We start from the raw sequence: 17,728 nt of genomic DNA, 5'->3' as shown, positions 1-17,728 counted from the left end.
GCCGGGCGGGCAAGGGTGGTTTGCGACTACATCGCCGGAATGACGGACCGGTTCGCCATCGAGGAGCACCGCAAGCTGTTTCACCTTGATGTGTGGAACTGAGACGACCAACCACCCACAGATTTCGTGCGGCGGAGTGCGCGCCGCGCGGTCGGACCTTGGGTAATGTCACAGGGACTGCGTGCGATTCGCGCCGCTAGCCGCCGGAGCCTCCGCGATGTCTGACCCCGAGCGTGGCGCCTACACTCCGCCCCACGGCGACGCGCCGCTGAGTTTTGATCCGCGTCAGCCGACGCGGGGGTCGCGACCGTTGCCGTTGACTCTAATCCTGAGCGTGCTGGTGCTCGCCGGATTGGTAGCCGCGATTGTGTACTTCTATCAGTCCGGCGTGCGTCAGGCCGGTGATGCGCCGCGCACCGTTGGCGAGGCGGTGACCGATATCCGCGAAGCGGCCCCCGCAAGCGCTCAGCCCGTTGATCCCGCAGCGGGCCTGCAGATCTACAAGGAGGGCGACCCCGCCGCTGCCCCGGCCGAGCCGAAGTTCGCGCCGCCGCCGGAAACCCCGGCGCCAAGGCCGGCGCCCGTTGTCCAGCCGGCCGCACCGGTTGCGACGCCGGCGATCAAGCCGGCGATTCCCGCTCCGGCAGCCGCGTCTATCGCCAAGGCGCCGCCCCCCAAGGCCGACCCACCTAAGACAGCGCCAACTAAAGCCGCGCCGCCGCCCGCGACTAAGACCGAAGCGCCCAAGCAGGTCGCGACGGCGGGCGGCGCACGTGTGCAGGTCGGCGCGGTCTCATCGCCCGCCCTGGCCGACAGGGCCTGGAACGACGCGGTGGCGGCCGCGCCAGGGCTGGCGGCCGGTAAGGGCAAGGCCGTGGAGAAAATCGAGGGTGGTGCGCTCTACCGCACCTTTGTCACCGGCTTCGCCAGCCGCGCGGACGCTCAAGCCTTCTGCGCCCGCCTGCAGACGGCCGGAAAGAGCTGCTTCGTCCGGTGAGCCGGGGCTATCAGCCCAGTCTGGATTTCACCGCCGCCGCGCTGGCTGCTGACGACGGCGAGGCGCTGATCGTCGATCTGGAGGGCTATGAGGGGCCGCTATACGTGCTGCTAGCGCTGGCGCGGGCGCAGAAGGTGGACCTGCTGACGCTGTCGGTCACGCGGCTGGCGGACCAGTATCTGAAGTTCGTGCAGCGGGTGCGGCGCGAGCAGTTCGCTCTGGCGGCGGACTATCTGGTAATGGCGGCTTGGCTGGCCTACTTGAAGTCGCGCCTCTTGTTGCCGCGCGCCGAGCGACCCGCCGGCGACGAGGCCCCGGCTGAGGAGGTTGCGCAGCGGCTGGCGTTCCGGCTTGCCAAGCTGGGCGCCATGCGGGAAGCCGCCGAGGCGCTAGCCGCACGGCCCAGGCTGGGGCGCGACGTGTTCGGGCGAGGCGATCCGGAGGCGATCCGGGTGATACCGTCGGGCCGGGTCGCGGGAAATCTCTACGACCTGATGAGCGCCTATATCGGCCAGCGCCGTCGCGAGGCGGAGCGGACCTATACGCCGCCGCCACCGCAGGCCTATGCGCTGGACGAGGCGCGGGATCGGTTGAAGCGACTGTTGCCAGACCTGGACGAGTGGACGTCGTTGGCGTTGGTCGCACCGCCGGGTTCAGGCGGCGTGGGACCGAGTCGGGCGTCGTTCCTCGCGTCGACGCTTTCGGCGGGGTTGGAGCTGGTGAAGGACGGCGCTTTGGAGGCCCGCCAGCTTGAGGCCTTTGCCGACATCTATCTGCGCGCCCGGACCCCGCAGGCCGGCCCGTGACCGATCCGATCCACACCGCGCGCGAGATCGAGGCGCTGTTGTTCGCCGCCGCCGGGCCATTGAGGGTCGAGGAGTTGGCGGCGCGGCTGCCCGAAGGGGCCGACGTTCCGGCCGGTCTTGCGGTGCTGGAGACAATCTATGCCGGTCGCGGCGTGGAACTTGTCTGCGTGGCGGGCGGCTGGCGGTTTCAGACCGCTGCGGATCTGGCCTGGCTCTTGACCGAAGAGCGGGAGGAGCCGCGACGCCTGTCGCGCGCCGCCCAAGAGACTCTGGCTATCATCGCCTATCATCAGCCCGTAACCCGGGCGGAGATCGAAGCAGTGCGTGGCGTGCAGGCCAGCCGGGGCACGCTGGACGTTCTGCTGGAGCTTGACCTGGTGCGGATGCGGGGCCGGCGTCGCTCGCCGGGCCGGCCGGTGACCTATGGTACGACCGACGCCTTCCTTGAGCACTATGGGCTTACCTCGCTGGCGGACCTTCCGGGCGTCTCGGAAATGAAGACCGCCGGGCTTCTCTCTCTGGACCTGCCGGCGGACTTCGTCGTGCCCGATCCTACCCAGCCAGGGTCGGAAGAAGACCTGCTGGATCCCGACTCGCCGGAGTTTCACATCGACTTCCTTGGCAATCCGCCCTGATCGTGCGGAACGCGTTGGCCCCAGGCCACGCGAAGGCCTATATTGTTTTCCAACCTCATCGTGTCTCAGGCGCACCGCGCCCGGGGCGCGAACCTAAGGAGCCAAAGCGCATGGGCGCTCTCAGTATCTGGCACATCCTGGCGATCGTCATCGCTGCGGCGCTCTTGTTCGGCGGGCGGGGCAAGATCTCGAGCCTGATGGGCGACACCGCCAAGGGCATCCGGGCGTTCCGCGACGGTCTCAAGGGGGAAGACGCCCCGGAGCAGGCCAAGACGCCGCTGCCGAAAGACGAGAAAGACGTCGGACGGACCTGATCTTTAGGACAGAACGATCATTCGCGCCGGCCCGCCTTGATGCGGCCGGCGCTTCTCGTTAGGCGAGCCGGATGCTTCCCGAAATCGGCATGTCCGAACTGGTGGTTATCGCTATCGTGGCGTTGATCGTCGTCGGCCCGAAGGATCTTCCCGTGCTGCTCCGCCGGTTCGGCCAGTTCATGGCCAAGCTGCGCGGCATGGCGGCGGAATTCCGGGCCAGCTTTGATGAAATGGCGCGTCAGTCTGAACTGGACGAACTGCGCAAGGAAGTTGAGGCGATGCGGCGCGGACAGTTCGCCGACATTGCCGAGCATGACCGGGCGATGCGCGAGACGGTCGGTGATATCGAACAGTCTATGGCCGATGTGGGCGTGCAGCTTCATCCGCCGATGAGCTACCAGTTCGACACGCCGCCGTCCGCCGAGGTTCCGCCGATCGAGATCGGAGACGGCGAGCCCCCAACGCCGCGCAAGCCGCGCGCCAGAAAGCCCAAGGCGGCTGTCGAGACGACTGACCCCGCGCCGCCGCCGCGGCGTCGTCGCAAGGCCGCCGAGGCCGCCTCGTGAGCCTGGACGACGACACTGAAATCGAGGCCTCGCGCGCTCCACTGCTGGATCACCTGATCGAGTTGCGGCGGCGGCTGATCATCTGTGTGCTGGCGATCGTGGCGGGGTTCATTCTCTGCTTCGCCTTCGCCGAGACGCTCTATTACGTGCTGCTCTACCCCTTCAAAATGGCGACGAGCATATATGTCGCCTCGAAGTCCGGAAGCGGCGGAGGACCGTTCGACCTGTTCTTCGTACTGGTGGGGTTGAAGGAGGCGCCGTCGGCGACGACCGAGCTGCGGCTGATGTTCACCGCGCCCCTGGAGTTCTTCTTCACCAAGCTGAAGCTGGCCGGGTTCGGCGCCATCGTGGTGAGCTTCCCCGTACTGGCCGGTCAGGTCTATGGCTTCGTGGCGCCGGGGCTCTACAAGCGTGAGCGGCGGGCGTTCCTGCCGTTTCTTCTGGCTGCGCCGGTGCTGTTCTGCCTGGGCGGGGCGTTGGTCTACTACCTGATCCTACCTTTTGTGCTGTGGTTCTCGCTTTCGCAGCAGATCCTGACGGCCGGTGTGGCGGTGGAGTTGCTGCCCAAGGTGTCGGACTATCTGACGCTGGTGACGACGCTCCTGCTGGCCTTTGGCCTGTGCTTTCAGCTGCCGGTGGTGCTGACGCTCCTGGGCCTGGCCGGCATCGTGAACTCGGCCATGCTGTGGAAGGGCTGGCGATATGCGGTGTTCGCCGTGATCGTGGTGGCGGCCATCGTCACGCCGCCGGATCCGATCAGCCAGCTGCTGCTCGCGGCGCCGATCATCGCCTTGTATTTCATCTCAATCGGCTGCGTGAAGCTGATCGAACGCGGCCGCGCCAAGGACGACGCCAAGGCCGGCACGGATGTGGTGGTGAGCTGAGGGGGCGGCGGCTGGCCCCTCATTCGCCTGACGCTCAGGCGCTACCCCTGTTCGACGCTATTGGGGCTAGAGGGCCGTCTCAATTCTGATGGCGAGGGCGTTGCAGGCGCCTAGCCTGCCGCACAGCGCCGAGGTGACGCAGAGAGACTGATCATCTCCGCTAACTCTGCCTGGGCCCCGCGACCTCCGGAGAGATAAGCGGCGACGACCCGCCCTTAGCCCGAGGCATCTTCAATCGCCGCGAATTGCGGTCCACCTGCGCCCGCTAGAAGGAAGAGGGGTTTCGGCATCTCCCCAAACGAAAACGGGGGCCCCTGAGGGCCCCCGCTCGTACGCTTACCAAAGGACTTGAGATCAGTGTCCGTAGGCCCGTTCGCCGTGCTCGGCGATGTCGAGGCCTTCTTCTTCCGTGTCGGCCGAGACTTTCACGCCGATCGTGTACTTGATCAGTAGGAAGACGATGGCGCTGGCCACGGCCGACCAGGTGACCGCCAAGGCGACGGCCTTGAGCTGGGCCGTGATCTGGAAGGCCGCATCGTAGCCGACGCTGCCGTTGGTGAAGTCCACCACGCCCGCGCCGCCTAGGGCTGGATTGACCAGGATGCCGGTGCCGATGGCGCCGACGATTCCGCCGACCGCGTGAATGCCGAAGGCGTCCAAGCTGTCGTCGTACTTGAGCACGTTCTTCACGGTCGAGCAGAACATCACGCAAATCGGGCTGACGATAAGGCCCAGGATGATCGAGCCCACCGGGCCGGCAAAGCCGGCGGCCGGCGTGACTGCCACGAGGCCGGCCACAAGACCTGAGGCCAAGCCCAGCATGGAGGCCTTCTTGCGGATAACCCACTCGGTCATCGCCCAGGAGAAGCCCGCCGCGGCCGTGGCCAAGAGCGTGTTGATCATCGCCAGACCAGCGTAGCCGTTAGCCTCCAGGTTGGAGCCGGCGTTAAAGCCGAACCAGCCCACCCACAGCAATCCCGCGCCGACCAGGGTCAGCGTGAGGGAATGAGGCGGCATCGGCTGGGACTGATAGCCCTTGCGGGGGCCAAGGATCAGCGCGCCGACCAGGGCCGCGACGCCGGCGTTGATGTGCACCACCGTGCCGCCTGCGAAGTCGAGCGCACCGAAGGCCCAGATTTGACCGGCGCCGGCCGCCAGAGCGTCCGCCGTCTGACCAAAGGCCGAGGTCGCGCCGGCCCACCACCACACCATGTGCGCCATGGGATAGTAGGAGAGCAGCGGCCACAGCACCGCGAAAGCCACCACCGCCGCGAATTTCATCCGCTCGGCGACGCCGCCCAGAACCAGGGCGGCGGTGATGCAGGCGAAGGTCATCTGGAAGCAGACGAACACCACTTCCGGGATCACGACGCCGTTTGAGAAGGTCTCCACATTTGTGAAGGCCCCCTCGGCGTTGAACACCGCGCCGCTCAGGAAGAGCTTGCTCGTGCCGCCGATGAACTTGTTGAGGCCGCCGCCATCGGTGAAGGCGAGCGAGTAGCCCCAGAAGGCCCACGCCATCATCCCGATGACGGTGACGATCGACACCTGCATCAACATGGAGAGCATGTTCTTCTGGCGGACCAGGCCGCCATAGAACAGTGCGAGACCGGGCAGGATCATCAGCAGGACGAGAACTGTCGAGGTGAGCATCCAGGTGGTGTCGCCCTTGTCCGGCGAAGGCGGCGCAGCCTCTTCCTCAGCGGGCGCTGCGGCTTCGGCCGGAGCCGGCGCCGCTTCGACGGCGGGCGCCGTCGCTTCCGGTGTTGCGGCGGGGGCGGTCGCCTGCGCGGGCGCCGCCTCCTGGGCGAAGGCGACGGGCGCCAGAGCGGCGCCGGTCACGGCGACCGCGAGCATTAGCCCGGTAAGTCGCTGTTTTCCAAACAGGTTCATGTACATATCCCCTTGTACTTAAAGCGCTGCTGCGCCGGTCTCGCCTGTCCGGATGCGCACGGCTTCCGAGACGTCGAGGACGAAGATCTTGCCGTCGCCGATCTTGCCGGTGGCCGCGGCCGCCTTGATCGCTTCGACCGCCCTGGCGGCCGCGGTGTCATCGACCACCGCCTCCAGCTTCACCTTGGGCAGAAAATTGATCTGATACTCGGCGCCCCGATAAATCTCGGTCTGCCCTTTTTGACGGCCATATCCTTTGACCTCCGAGACCGTCAGGCCCTCCACGCCGGCCGAGACAAGCGCTTCGCGCACGTCGTCCAGCTTGAAGGGTTTGACGATCGCCATGATGAGTTTCATCCGCTCGCTCCCGCTTCCGGCCCTGAGGGCGGGCCCAGCCCCTTTTGTTAAACGCCGAGTGTCGCCGCGCACGGCAGTTCCCGCCGACACTCGCGCAGAGGTTAAGACGGACAGCGACCGCGCCCGACAATGGCGCCCAGGATAGAGGCAAACTGTGATCGATCGCTCAAGGGTTGGGCGATCCAGACGCGGGGCGCCTAGTTATTATGCACGGTGAACCGGCCAGTCGTTAATGTCGGTGCTTGACGTCGTGGTGCGGGGTCGTAAATCCGACGCCATCCGGGCCTAGTTCTCTGGCCTGTTCCTGGCTGCCGCCTTTCCTCGGAGTCCCGATGTCGCCGATCCGCCTATTGCTGTCCGCCGTCCTCATCGCCTCGATGGGCGCCACGCCCCTGGCGGCGCAGGACTCGTCCGCCTCTGCCACCAAGACCGTGGTGGTGCAGGGTGACCTGGTCGATACGCTCAAGCTTTCGGGCCAGTTCACAACCCTGGTGGCGGGCATCGACGCGACGAACCTCGCCGGGTTGCTTCGGACCAATAAGAATTTGACGGTGTTTGCGCCGACCGACGCGGCCTTTGCTGCGATGCCTGCCGGAGAACTGGCGCGCTTGCAGGCCGATAAGGCGGCGATGCAACGGTTCGTTCTGCACCATGTGATCAACGCACCATTCGAGTCCGTGCGTATCAAGGGCGCCAAGGGTCAGGTGCCGTCGGGCGCGGGCGACACCATCCTGATCGATGGCAGCGATGAGGCTGGCGCCCTGAAGGTGGACGGCGCCAAGATAATCCAGGCTGACGTCCGCACGGGAAGCGGCCTTCTGCACGTTGTGGACAAGGTGCTTATCCATGGCGAGGGGGCGGTAGACCCGCCGGCGGAACCCGCGCCTGCGCCCGCTCCGACAACTGCCACGCCCTGAACCAGCACTGCGCGCGCGCTGAGGCGCGTACGGGCGTTCATAATACTGGACCAGTTGGGCGGGCTCGCGGCGAAACGGATTCCCCTTTTGCCGAACGCGCTCTATGGTCCGCCGTCTTTTTTGCCCCCACGAACAACCGCCCCGATCATGCCCGACAAACCGCTCTCGTTTCAGGGCCTGATCCTGAAGCTCCATGACTATTGGAGCCGTCAGGGTTGCGCGATCCTCCAACCCTATGACGTGGAGGTGGGGGCGGGCACGCTGTCGCCGATGACGGTGCTGCGCACGCTGGGCCCCAAGCCATGGAAGGTGGCCTATGTGCAGCCGTCGCGACGGCCTGCGGACGGGCGCTATGGCGAGAATCCCAATCGCCTTCATCAGCATCACCAGTACCAGGTGATCTTGAAGCCTAACCCGGAGAACCTGCAGGAGCTCTATCTGGGCTGCCTGGAAGCAATCGGCATAGACCCGCGTCTGCATGACATCCGCTTCGTCGAGGATGACTGGGAAAACCCGACCGTCGGGGCCTGGGGCCTGGGCTGGGAAGTCTGGTGCGATGGGATGGAGATCACCCAGTACACCTATTTCCAGCAGGTGGGCGGGCTCGACGTGTTCCCGGTGGCCGGGGAGCTGACCATCGGACTGGAGCGGCTGAGCCTCTATCTGCAGGACAAGGACAACGTCTACGATCTCGCCTTCAATGACGAGTTCACTTACGGCGACATCTATCTGGCCAATGAGCAGCAGTTCTCGGCCTACGAGCTGGAGGCGGCCGACGTGGCGGTGTTGAAGCGCCAGTTCGAAGACATGGAGCGCGAGGTTCCGAAGATTCTCGCCCGACGCGGGCGTCAAGGACAGCCCCTCGCGCTTCCGGCCTACGATCACGTGCTGAAGGCCAGCCACCTGTTCAACATTATGGACGCGCGCGGTGCGATCGCCGTGGCCGAGCGGCAGAGCTATATCGGCCGGGTCCGCGACCTGACCAAAATGTGCGCCGAGGCCTGGGTTGCAAGCCAGGGCGGGAACGCCTGATCATGTCGCAACTTCTGCTCGAACTCCTCTCCGAAGAGATCCCCGCGCGCATGCAAGCTGGGGCCGCGCGCGACCTTGAGCGGATGATGCGTGAACGTCTGGCGGCGGAAGGCCTGCTGCCCGAGGCGCTTAAGACCTTCGCCGGTTCGCGTCGTCTAACCCTGGTCGCCGAGGGGCTTCCGGTGGCGCAAGCCGACCGGGATGAAGAGCTCAAGGGCCCGAGAACCAACGCGCCAGAGCAGGCGCTGGACGGGTTTCTGCGCAAGAGCGGCCTTGCGAAGTCTGACCTGGTGGAGCGCGATGGAGTCTGGTTCGCGACTCTGAAACGGCGCGGGCGTGCGACTTCGGAAATCGTCGCCCAGATCGTTCCGGCCATCGTGGCGGATTTTCCCTGGCCTAAGTCCATGACCTCGGGCGTCAGCCGCATGCGCTGGGTCCGGCCGTTGCGTCGGGTTTTGTGCGTGTTCGACGGCGAGGTGGTTCCGTTCCAGATCGAAGGACTGGCGAGCGGCGACGTGACGGTCGGCCACCGCTTCATGGGGTCGGGCCAGTCGTTCAAGGTGAAGGACTTCGATGCCTACGCCGAGAAGCTGGAAAGGCACTTCGTGGTGCTGGACCCACAGGAGCGGAAGGATCGCATCCTGGACGCGGCGCGCACCCTCTGCTTCGCGCGGGGGCTGGAGCTGGTCGAGGACCAGGGGCTGCTGGACGAAGTCGCGGGCTTGGTGGAATGGCCCGTGCCGGTCATAGGCGAAATGGATCCGGGGTTCCTGGACCTGCCGCCCGAGGTGATCCGCACATCTATGCGGGTTCATCAACGCTTTTTCGCGGTGCGTGATCCGCGCTCCGGCAAGCTCGCGCCGCACTTCGTGACGGTGGCCAACATCGCCGCGAGCGATTGCGGCGAAACCATCGCCAAGGGCAACGCCAAGGTGCTTTCGGCCCGATTGGCGGACGCGCGCTTCTTCTGGACCGAAGACCGCAAACTCCGACTTGAGGATCGCCTGGAGACGCTGAAGGGCGTGACCTTCCACGCAAAGCTCGGTACGATGTTTGATCGCGTCGAGCGGCTGGAAATGCTGGCGAGCGGCCTGGCGCCTCTTACAGGCGCCGATGCGGCCAAGGCCGCCCAGGCCGGGCGGCTCGCCAAGGCGGATCTTGCCAGCGGCGTGGTCGGCGAATTTCCGGAGCTTCAAGGCGTTATGGGCGGCTACTACGCCGAGGCCCAGGGCCTTTCGCCGCTGGTCGCTGAGGCGATCCGTGACCACTACCGGCCTGTCGGCGCATCAGATGAGGTTCCGGACCGGCCGGTGACCATGGCGGTGGCGCTGGCCGAGAAACTGGACACGCTTTGCGCCTTCTATGCGATCGGCGAGAAGCCGACGGGTTCGCGTGATCCGTTCGCCCTGCGCCGGGCTGCGCTGGGCGTGATCCGCATCGTGTTGGGCTCGGAGTTGCGCGTGCCGCTCAAGGCGGCGGTGGCGGAATGGTATCGCTCCCTGCGCTGCTATGTGGATCCTGGCCGGGCGCTTTGGGTTTCAACCGACAAGCTGACCGCGCACCTCGGCGCGCGCGGGCGGGCCAAGAGCCGCGAGTTCGAGACCTACCTGCGAGAGTTCGATGAGGCTCTGCTGCAGGGTTCGCCCCAGGTCGTTGCGATGGACCAGGACGTGGACCTGGTATTCGACCGGTTGGAGCGGGAGCCGCCGGCCGGTGAGGTGCATTTTGCCTTCCGCCCCTACGACGCCGTGATGGCCGAGGTGACTGCCTTTTTCGCTGACCGCCTGGCTGTCTGGCTGAAGGATCGCGGACGGCGACATGATCTGGTGTCGGCAGTTTTCGCACTGGGCGACGACGATCTGGTGCGGGTGGTGGCGCGGGTGGCGGCGCTGGAAGCGTTTCTCAAGACTGACGATGGCGCGAACCTGCTGGCCGGCTATCGGCGGGCGGTGAACATCCTGAAGGCCGAAGAGAAAAAGGGCGCGCTGCCCGACGGACAGGCTATCCGCATGGCGGCGGCGCCGACCGAGGAGATCGAACTGATCGCTGCCGTCGAAGCGCTCGAGTCGGATCTGGACGCCGCGTTGGTCGCCGAGGACTTCGCAGCCGCCATGAGCGGGCTGGCGCGCCTGCGCGGGCCGGTCGATGCGTTCTTCGACAAGGTGTTAGTAAATTCCGATGTATCCGAGGAGCGTGCGAACCGGCTGCGTTTGCTGGCCCAGGTGCGTGACGCGATGGGGCAGGTGGCTGACTTTGCCCAGGTGACGGGATAGGCGCCGACCGCGCTCGGTCGGAAAGAAAGTAGAGACGGAAGATGTCGGATCAGACGGTCAGGACGCGCTGGGTCTATGCCTTTGGCGGTGGCGCGGCCGACGGCGACGCTTCGATGAAGGACCTGTTGGGCGGCAAGGGCGCCAATCTGGCGGAGATGTCGTCGTTGGGCCTGCCTGTGCCGCCGGGGTTCACGGTGACTACCGAAGCCTGCACCCACTTCTATGCCAATGAGCGCAGCTATCCGGAGGACTTGAAGGACCAGGTGGCGGCGGGACTGGCCAAAATTGAGCAGATCACCGGCAAGCGCTTTGGCGACGCGGCCAACCCGCTGCTGGTTTCGGTGCGCTCGGGCGCTCGGGCCTCGATGCCCGGCATGATGGACACTGTGCTCAATCTGGGCCTGAACGACCAGACGGTGGAGGGTCTGGCAAAGCTTTCCGGCGACCGGCGCTTTGCCTTCGACAGCTATCGACGCTTCATCCAGATGTACTCCAACGTGGTGCTGGATATCGACCACCACAATTTCGAAGAGATCCTCGACGATCACAAGGATCGCCTCGAGATCTATGTCGACACCGGGCTGTCAGCCGACGACTGGGAGGCTGTGGTCAGCGAGTACAAGGCGCTGGTCGAACGGGAACGGGGGGAGCCTTTCCCACAGGATCCGATGGACCAACTGTGGGGCGCCGTTGGCGCTGTGTTCGCCAGCTGGATGAACGATCGGGCGAAATTCTATCGGCGCATGCACGATATCCCCGAGAGTTGGGGCACGGCGGTAAACATCCAGTCGATGGTGTTCGGCAATATGGGCGACGGCTCTGCGACGGGCGTGGCGTTCACGCGCAATCCCTCGACCGGCGACAACCGCCTCTATGGCGAGTTCTTGATAAACGCCCAGGGCGAAGACGTGGTCGCCGGCATCCGCACGCCGCAACCCCTGACCAAGGTGGCCCGCGAAGAGATGGGTGACGCCAATCCATCTATGGAAGAAGCGCTTCCGGAGGTGTTCGCGCAGTTCAAGGAAGTGGTCGGCCGGCTGGAGCGGCACTACCGTGACATGCAGGACATCGAATTCACGGTCGAGCAGGGCCGGCTTTACATGCTGCAGACCCGCAACGGGAAGCGCACCGCCAAGGCGGCGCTCAAGGTGGCGGTGGACTTGGCCTCTGAGGGGTTGATCACCAAGGAGGAAGCGGTGATGCGGGTGGATCCCGCCAGCCTCGATCAACTGCTGCACCCGACCATTGATCCGGTCAGCCCGCGCGACGTCATCGCCACGGGCCTGCCGGCCAGCCCGGGCGCCGCCACCGGCAAGGTGGTCTTCACGGCCGAGGAGGCCGAAAAGCTGGGCAACGCCGGTGAGGCGGTGATTCTGGTCCGTGAAGAGACCAGCCCTGAGGACATTCGCGGCATGGACGCCGCGCGCGGTATCGTGACGGCTAGGGGAGGCATGACCAGCCATGCCGCCGTTGTGGCGCGCGGGATGGGTCGGCCCTGCGTGTCGGGCGCCGGAGAGATTCACATCGACGCACGGGCCGGCGAGTTCCATGCGCGGGGCAAGACCATCCGGGCGTATGATGTCGTCACCATTGACGGCTCGACCGGCGAGGTGCTCTCGGGCGCCGTGAAGATGATCGAGCCGGAGCTCTCCGGTGACTTCGGCCTCCTGATAGGCTGGGCCGACAGCGTGCGGCGGCTCAAGGTGCGGGCTAATGCGGAGACGGCGCTCGACGCCTCGACCGCACGGCAGTTTGGAGCCGAGGGCATCGGGCTCTGCCGGACCGAGCACATGTTCTTCGATCCGGCGCGGATCGCCGCCGTGCGCGAGATGATCCTGGCGGATGATGTGATCGGGCGGAAGACGGCGCTGGCCAAGATCCTGCCGATGCAGCGGCGCGACTTCGTGGAACTGTTCAAGATCATGGAGGGCCTGCCGGTGACCATCCGGCTGCTGGACCCGCCGCTGCACGAGTTCCTGCCGCACAACGAAGACGACGTGCGGGCGGTGGCGGAAGCGACGGGGTTGGATGCCGCGAAGCTGCTGCGCCGGGCGCAGGAGTTGCACGAAGTGAACCCGATGCTGGGCCACCGCGGGTGCCGCCTGGGGGTCTCCTATCCGGAGATCTACGAGATGCAGGTGCGCGCCATCATCGAGGCGGCCTGCGAGGTGGCGGCCGAAGGGCGGCCTGCCCCCATCCCGGAGATCATGCATCCCCTGGTCGCCAAGGGAGAGGAGATGCGGTTCCTGCGGCAACTGACGGATCGAACAGCAAAAGAGGTGCTGTCCGAGAAGGGCGTGGCGATTGAGTACATGGTTGGCACCATGGTGGAGCTGCCGCGTGCGGCGATCCGGGCCGGCGACCTGGCTGAGCACGCCGAGTTCTTCTCGTTCGGGACCAACGATCTGACCCAGACCACCTTCGGGATCAGCCGGGACGACTCCGGGCGTTTCGTGAACACGTACATTGAGAAGGGGATCTTCGATAAGGACCCCTTCGTCAGCCTGGACCAGGAGGGCGTAGGCGACCTGATCAAGATCGCCGCCGAGCGTGGCCGGGCCGCGCGTCCGGACGTCAAGCTCGGCATCTGCGGCGAACACGGCGGCGATCCGGCCTCGATCCAGTTCTGCGAAGCCGTTGGCCTGGACTATGTGAGCTGCTCACCCTACCGCGTGCCGATCGCGAGGTTGGCCGCCGCCCAGGCGGCCATTGGGGAGCGCGAAAAGGATCGCTAGGCCATCAGGCGGGTGGGATCACCATCCGGATGGCGAGGGATGCGGATCGCGGCTCTACAGCGTCGAGCGCCGCGCTGATCTCGGCGCTAACGGACGCATCGTGATCCAGGATTCGGGAGGCGGCTGAAACGACGGCGGCGTAGTCGTCGATGTCGAGGCCATCGGGCTGGACGCCGGACAGTCCGACCAGCAGCAGCCGGATCACGCCGAACTTCACTGCGAGTGTCTGGAACTGCGGCAGGATCGGACCGGAAAGGAAGGTCCGGTTCACATAGAGATAGTTCAACACGTAGTTCCGCAGCGCATGGTCATGCGCATCGTCGAACGGCTTGAAGCGTTCCCGGTAGAGCGCGCCGTAACGCGCCCGCGCGCTGTCAAAGCCCTCCGCCCCTTCCAGGATGGCGCCGATGGCGCGCTGCGAGATCGCCGGAAAGCGATTGAGGTTCGGATTGCACTTGGCCGCGGCGGAGAGGGCGACCGCGGCCAGGATCTTGAGCTGAGTGAGCGCCTGGTCGCCGAGGGCGAAGTCTTCCTCCAGGAGCGCCTGCCGTGTCTCCGCCGCGTAGTCTTCGATGGTCTGTCGCAACTTGGCGTCGGCCGCGGCCTCGGCTTGGCCTTCAGGCAGGAACGTTTCGGTGATGACGCCGGCGAACAGGATGGCTTTCCAGATGGGCAGGTCGCGGTCCCGCGCCGCCGCCTCGATCGCGGCCACGACGACCCCGCGCACCGTGGGTTCGGCGTCGCCGGCGTCCGAGAGGGTCATCGCGTCTGGAGCGGCGAGGCAAAGCCGCGCGGCCTCGGGGCAGGATAGCTTGCCGCCCATATAGTCCCGGCCGTCCCGCGTCCAGCGCTCCCGGGGGAACGAGCGGCAGGTCTCGGACAGCCCGCTCTCGCCCAGGCGCTTCTGGATCGAACAGAGCCGCTCGTCGTCGAGGAACGGGCAGGCGCCGGCCGGGGTCAGCTGGATGCGGGCGTAGCTGCTGTCGGTCCGTTCATTGCCGCGCTTCTTCACATGGCGCTTCAGCTGGTCGCCGAGGTCGGGCGCCTTGACCGCCATGTAGGCCCGAAAGGTGGCTCTATCGACATCGACCAGAAAGCTGGAGCAGCAGGTCTCGGGACAGGCGCCGCCGGCGCACCGGAAGTCCGTCATGAACTTCGGCGACGTGATCGGGGTCTCTTGCGCCAAGCCGCCCTCCGGACCTCTGAATCCTCCGACGCGCTACCGCTTCCGCACGAACACCGTGCCCGCCGAATAGCCGGCGCCGAAGGAGCAGATCAGGCCGGTCTCGCCCGGTGCGAAATCGTCATTGGCCTTGTGGAAGGCGATGATCGAGCCGGCGGAGGAGGTGTTGGCGTACTCGTCGAGAATGATGACGTTCTCCTCGGGCGTCGGCTCGCGGCCCAGCACGCGCTTCCCGATCATGACGTTCATGTTGATGTTGGCCTGGTGCAGCCACATGCGCTTCAGGCGGCTGGGGTCGAGACCCAGCTCCGCGGCGTGTTCGACGATCATTTCGGAGACCATCGGCACCACCTCGCGGAAGACCTTGCGGCCCTCCTGCACGAACAGCTTGTCGGCCGCGCCGACGCCTTCGGGCGCCGCGCGGTTGAGGAAGCCGAAGTTGTTGCGGATGTTGTTGGAAAACTGGGTCTTGAGCTGGGTTCCGATGATCTCCCAGCCGCCGACGGCGTCTTCCGCGCGCTCGATGATCACGGCGGTGGCGACATCGCCGAAGATGAAGTGGCTGTCGCGGTCGCGGAAGTTGAGGTGGCCCGAGCAGATCTCCGGATTGACCATCAGCACCGCCCGCGCGGAGCCCGAGGTGACGAAGTCGGCGGCGGTCTTGATGCCGAAGGTGGCCGACGAACAGGCCACGTTCATGTCGAAGGCGAAGCCCTCGATGCCCAGCGCCTGCTGCACCTCGATGGCCATGGCCGGATAGGCCCGCTGCATGTTGGAGGCGGCGCAGATCACCGCGTCGATTCGGCTGACATCCTTGCCCCAGCGGGCGATGGCCTGCTTGGCCGCCTCGACGGCGATCTCGGCCAGGACGGAGATCTCGTCGTTGGGGCGCTCCGGGATGTTGGGCGCCATGCGCTCCGGGTCGATGAGGCCGGACTTGTCGATCACGAACCGGCTCTTGATGCCCGACGCCTTCTCGATGAATTCGACCGAGGAGGGCGTAAGCGCGGCGACCTCGCCGGCCGCGATGGCCTGGGCGTTGGTCTCATTGAAGCGCGCCACATAGGCGTTGAACGTCTCCACCAGTTCGGCGTTGGAGAGGCTGTTGGGCGGGGTATGGAGCCCCGTGGCGGCGATCACCGCAGCAGTCATGCGGGCAGGTCCTTGCGAGGAAATTCGGCGCGACTGATAGCACGCTCAGCCCGTGCGTCACGCGGGGTTTGGCCAGGGCTCTGAACTTGGATCCACCCCGGGCAATCGATCCCCCTGGCCCGGTCATCCCGGACGGCCTGAAAGGCCGAGCCGGGATCCAGCCCCTCCGGCCCTGCGACTGGGTCCCGGCTCTCCAGCCCGCTGATCGCGGGCTTCCGGCCGGGATGACTTGGGATTTCAGGATCAGGCATCCCGATTGCGAAATCCGGACGTCTCCCCGGCCGCGCCTTGACCGAGCCGCGGGCGCGGCCCACGGTCCTGGCGAGACCTGGGGAGCAGCGCGTCTTGGATCCGGCCTTCTTCACACAGCTGGCGCTGTCGGCGGCGGCCGTCGGCGTGCTGGTGCTGGTGGCGGCCTGGGCCAAGATCGCCCGGCCCGCGGGCCCGCTGGATGAGCACCGCGCGCGGGAGCTGCTGGCCGAAGAGTTCCCCAACCGGGCTATCGACGGCATCTGGATCGGCTCGGACGGCTGCGGCGCGCTGGCGCGGTCCGGCGGACTGGCGCTGGTGCTGTGCCGGGTGGGCGACGGGTTCGTGGCGCGGCAGATTCCCTGGGGCCAGGCGGTCTCGGCGACGTTCCGGGGCGGCCGCCTGTCGATCGACCTGTCGGATATCGCGGCCCCGCGGGCGGTGATCGCCCTGCCGTCCTGGCCGCCCAAGGACCTCGCCGCCTGATGAATTTCGATCCCGTCGCGATGGCGACGCCGCTCTTTATCCTGACCATCCTGGCCGAGATCGTGCTGGCGCGGCTGCGCATGGCCAAGGCTACCTATGAGCCCCGCGACACGGCGGTGTCGCTGACCATGGGGCTGATGTCGGGTCCGGCCGGCCTGGCCACGGCGGGTCTGGCGGCGGCGGCGATGCTGACGCTCTACGAGCACCGGCTGTTCGACATCCCGATGACGGCGGTCTGGGCCTGGGTGGTGATCTTCTTCCTGGAGGACCTGACCTATTACGTCTTCCACCGGGTGAGCCACGAGCGGCGGTTCTGGTGGGCGGCGCATGTGAACCACCACACCAGCCAGCACTACAATCTCTCCACCGCGCTTCGGCAGACCTGGACCGGCGGGATCGCGGGAACCTGGCTGCTCTGGCTGCCGCTGGCCTGGCTGGGCTTCCCGCCGGCGATGATCGCGATCCAGAAGGGGATCAGCCTCGTCTACCAGTACTGGATCCACACCGAGGCCATCGGCCGCATGCCGCGCTGGTTCGAGGCGGTGTTCAACACGCCCTCGCATCACCGGGTCCACCACGCGCGTAACCCGATCTATCTCGACCGAAACTATGCCGGCATCCTGATCATCTGGGACAAGATGTTCGGCACCTTCCAGCCGGAACTGGACGATGAGCCGTGCCGCTATGGCGTGGTGAAGAACCTGGGCACCTTCAACATCCTGCGGGTGGCGTTCCACGAGTGGATCGCCATGGCCGGCGATGTGGCGCGCCACCCGCGCCATGCGCTCGGCTATATCTTCGGCCCGCCCGGCTGGAGCCACGACGGGGCGCGGGAGACCAGCGCCATGATCAAGGACCGGGCGGGGGTGGGGTAGGGGCGCCACGCCTCAGACCCAGCGATCATCGTCGTAGCCGGGTCGGGACAGGGGGGTCGCGGCCGCTTCGCCGGAGCCGGACGTCAGGTCTTCGATCGGCTTGACGTGTTGGGGATAGTGATCGGGGATGGGGTCCACCACGGGGTAACGGGGCCGGTACCACTCGCCGGCCCGCACCAGCTGGGGCGGGCCGCCCTGCAGGCTCGGCACATAGGACACGCTGCGCAGCAGGCCGGTCTCAGGATCGTACTCGGTCTTGAAGAGCTTGAACGCGACGTTGGTGGGGCGGTTGGCGTCCGGGGCGGGCGGCGGATCGCCGGGTTTCAGCCGGTGGGTGCGCGGCGCGCGGACGCCGGTCATCCAGCGGAGCTGGC

18 protein-coding genes are annotated in these 17,728 nt (G+C 66.4%); 13 read left to right on the top strand and 5 right to left on the bottom strand.

What is annotated here, in order from left to right:
• The 7 genes from ACIQ3R_RS05715 to tatC all read left to right on the top strand — a co-directional run.
• Positions 1 to 102 (top strand): hypothetical protein (locus tag ACIQ3R_RS05715; RefSeq protein ID WP_397416099.1); only part of this gene is annotated, 102 nt, incomplete at its 5' end.
• 115 nt (positions 103 to 217) lie between these two features.
• Positions 218 to 997 (top strand): SPOR domain-containing protein, encoded by a 780-nt coding sequence (locus ACIQ3R_RS05710; protein ID WP_397416098.1) that lies wholly within the window; start codon positions 218 to 220, stop codon positions 995 to 997.
• Entirely contained in the window at positions 994 to 1,803 is an 810-nt protein-coding gene (locus ACIQ3R_RS05705) for a segregation and condensation protein A (protein WP_397416096.1), read from the top strand. Before ACIQ3R_RS05710 ends, ACIQ3R_RS05705 begins: the two co-directional genes overlap by 4 nt.
• Positions 1,800 to 2,438 (top strand): SMC-Scp complex subunit ScpB, encoded by a 639-nt coding sequence (gene scpB, locus ACIQ3R_RS05700; RefSeq protein ID WP_397416094.1) that lies wholly within the window; start codon positions 1,800 to 1,802, stop codon positions 2,436 to 2,438. Before ACIQ3R_RS05705 ends, scpB begins: the two co-directional genes overlap by 4 nt.
• 110 nt (positions 2,439 to 2,548) lie before the next feature.
• Positions 2,549 to 2,752, top strand: coding sequence for a twin-arginine translocase TatA/TatE family subunit (locus tag ACIQ3R_RS05695; RefSeq protein ID WP_397416092.1), 204 nt, complete (start codon positions 2,549 to 2,551; stop codon positions 2,750 to 2,752).
• 71 nt (positions 2,753 to 2,823) lie between these two features.
• On the top strand, positions 2,824 to 3,318 hold the full coding sequence (tatB, locus tag ACIQ3R_RS05690; protein WP_397416090.1) for a Sec-independent protein translocase protein TatB: 495 nt from the start codon (positions 2,824 to 2,826) through the stop codon (positions 3,316 to 3,318).
• Complete coding sequence (gene tatC, locus ACIQ3R_RS05685; protein WP_397416088.1) at positions 3,315 to 4,202, top strand: twin-arginine translocase subunit TatC; 888 nt, start codon at positions 3,315 to 3,317, stop codon at positions 4,200 to 4,202. The genes tatB and tatC overlap by 4 nt, the downstream gene beginning before the upstream one ends.
• A gap of 354 nt (positions 4,203 to 4,556) precedes the next feature.
• Here the strand turns inward: tatC and ACIQ3R_RS05680 are convergent, their stop codons facing one another.
• Together ACIQ3R_RS05680 and ACIQ3R_RS05675 are read right to left on the bottom strand one after the other, a co-directional pair.
• Complete coding sequence (locus tag ACIQ3R_RS05680; RefSeq protein WP_397416086.1) at positions 4,557 to 6,095, bottom strand: ammonium transporter; 1,539 nt, start codon at positions 6,093 to 6,095, stop codon at positions 4,557 to 4,559.
• Between the two features lie 18 nt (positions 6,096 to 6,113).
• Positions 6,114 to 6,452: a P-II family nitrogen regulator gene (locus tag ACIQ3R_RS05675; protein ID WP_397416084.1), complete on the bottom strand. Its 339-nt coding sequence runs from the start codon at positions 6,450 to 6,452 to the stop codon at positions 6,114 to 6,116.
• A 332-nt stretch (positions 6,453 to 6,784) separates the two neighbouring features.
• Between ACIQ3R_RS05675 and ACIQ3R_RS05670 the strand changes: the two genes are divergently transcribed.
• From ACIQ3R_RS05670 to ppdK, 4 genes are all read left to right on the top strand, one after another.
• Positions 6,785 to 7,369 carry a fasciclin domain-containing protein gene (locus ACIQ3R_RS05670; protein WP_397416081.1) on the top strand — a complete coding sequence of 195 codons (585 nt, stop codon included), beginning with the start codon at positions 6,785 to 6,787 and terminating at the stop codon, positions 7,367 to 7,369.
• Positions 7,370 to 7,516: 147 nt separating this feature from the next.
• Positions 7,517 to 8,401, top strand: coding sequence for a glycine--tRNA ligase subunit alpha (locus ACIQ3R_RS05665; protein WP_397416079.1), 885 nt, complete (start codon positions 7,517 to 7,519; stop codon positions 8,399 to 8,401).
• Between the two features lie 2 nt (positions 8,402 to 8,403).
• Complete coding sequence (gene glyS / locus ACIQ3R_RS05660) at positions 8,404 to 10,674, top strand: glycine--tRNA ligase subunit beta (RefSeq protein WP_397416077.1); 2,271 nt, start codon at positions 8,404 to 8,406, stop codon at positions 10,672 to 10,674.
• 41 nt (positions 10,675 to 10,715) lie between these two features.
• On the top strand, positions 10,716 to 13,409 hold the full coding sequence (gene ppdK, locus ACIQ3R_RS05655) for a pyruvate, phosphate dikinase (RefSeq protein ID WP_397416075.1): 2,694 nt from the start codon (positions 10,716 to 10,718) through the stop codon (positions 13,407 to 13,409).
• A 4-nt stretch (positions 13,410 to 13,413) separates the two neighbouring features.
• Here the strand turns inward: ppdK and fliB are convergent, their stop codons facing one another.
• The gene (gene fliB, locus ACIQ3R_RS05650) at positions 13,414 to 14,595 is read right to left on the bottom strand and encodes a flagellin lysine-N-methylase (RefSeq protein ID WP_397416073.1); all 1,182 of its coding nucleotides are present in this window, start codon (positions 14,593 to 14,595) and stop codon (positions 13,414 to 13,416) included.
• Positions 14,596 to 14,628: 33 nt separating this feature from the next.
• Complete coding sequence (locus ACIQ3R_RS05645) at positions 14,629 to 15,744, bottom strand: beta-ketoacyl-ACP synthase III (RefSeq protein WP_397416071.1); 1,116 nt, start codon at positions 15,742 to 15,744, stop codon at positions 14,629 to 14,631.
• A 345-nt stretch (positions 15,745 to 16,089) separates the two neighbouring features.
• Between ACIQ3R_RS05645 and ACIQ3R_RS05640 the strand changes: the two genes are divergently transcribed.
• Positions 16,090 to 16,479 carry a hypothetical protein gene (locus ACIQ3R_RS05640; RefSeq protein WP_397416069.1) on the top strand — a complete coding sequence of 130 codons (390 nt, stop codon included), beginning with the start codon at positions 16,090 to 16,092 and terminating at the stop codon, positions 16,477 to 16,479.
• Positions 16,479 to 17,354, top strand: a complete 876-nt coding sequence (locus ACIQ3R_RS05635; protein ID WP_397416066.1) for a sterol desaturase family protein — start codon at positions 16,479 to 16,481, stop codon at positions 17,352 to 17,354. The genes ACIQ3R_RS05640 and ACIQ3R_RS05635 overlap by 1 nt, the downstream gene beginning before the upstream one ends.
• Before the next feature lie 12 nt (positions 17,355 to 17,366).
• Here the strand turns inward: ACIQ3R_RS05635 and ACIQ3R_RS05630 are convergent.
• Positions 17,367 to 17,728 (bottom strand): hypothetical protein (locus ACIQ3R_RS05630; RefSeq protein WP_397416064.1); only part of this gene is annotated, 362 nt, incomplete at its 5' end.

It is taken from the genome of Phenylobacterium sp. (genome assembly GCF_044371015.1).
Classification (GTDB): Bacteria; Pseudomonadota; Alphaproteobacteria; order Caulobacterales; family Caulobacteraceae; genus Phenylobacterium.
This window is presented reverse-complemented; position numbering and strand designations above follow the sequence as displayed.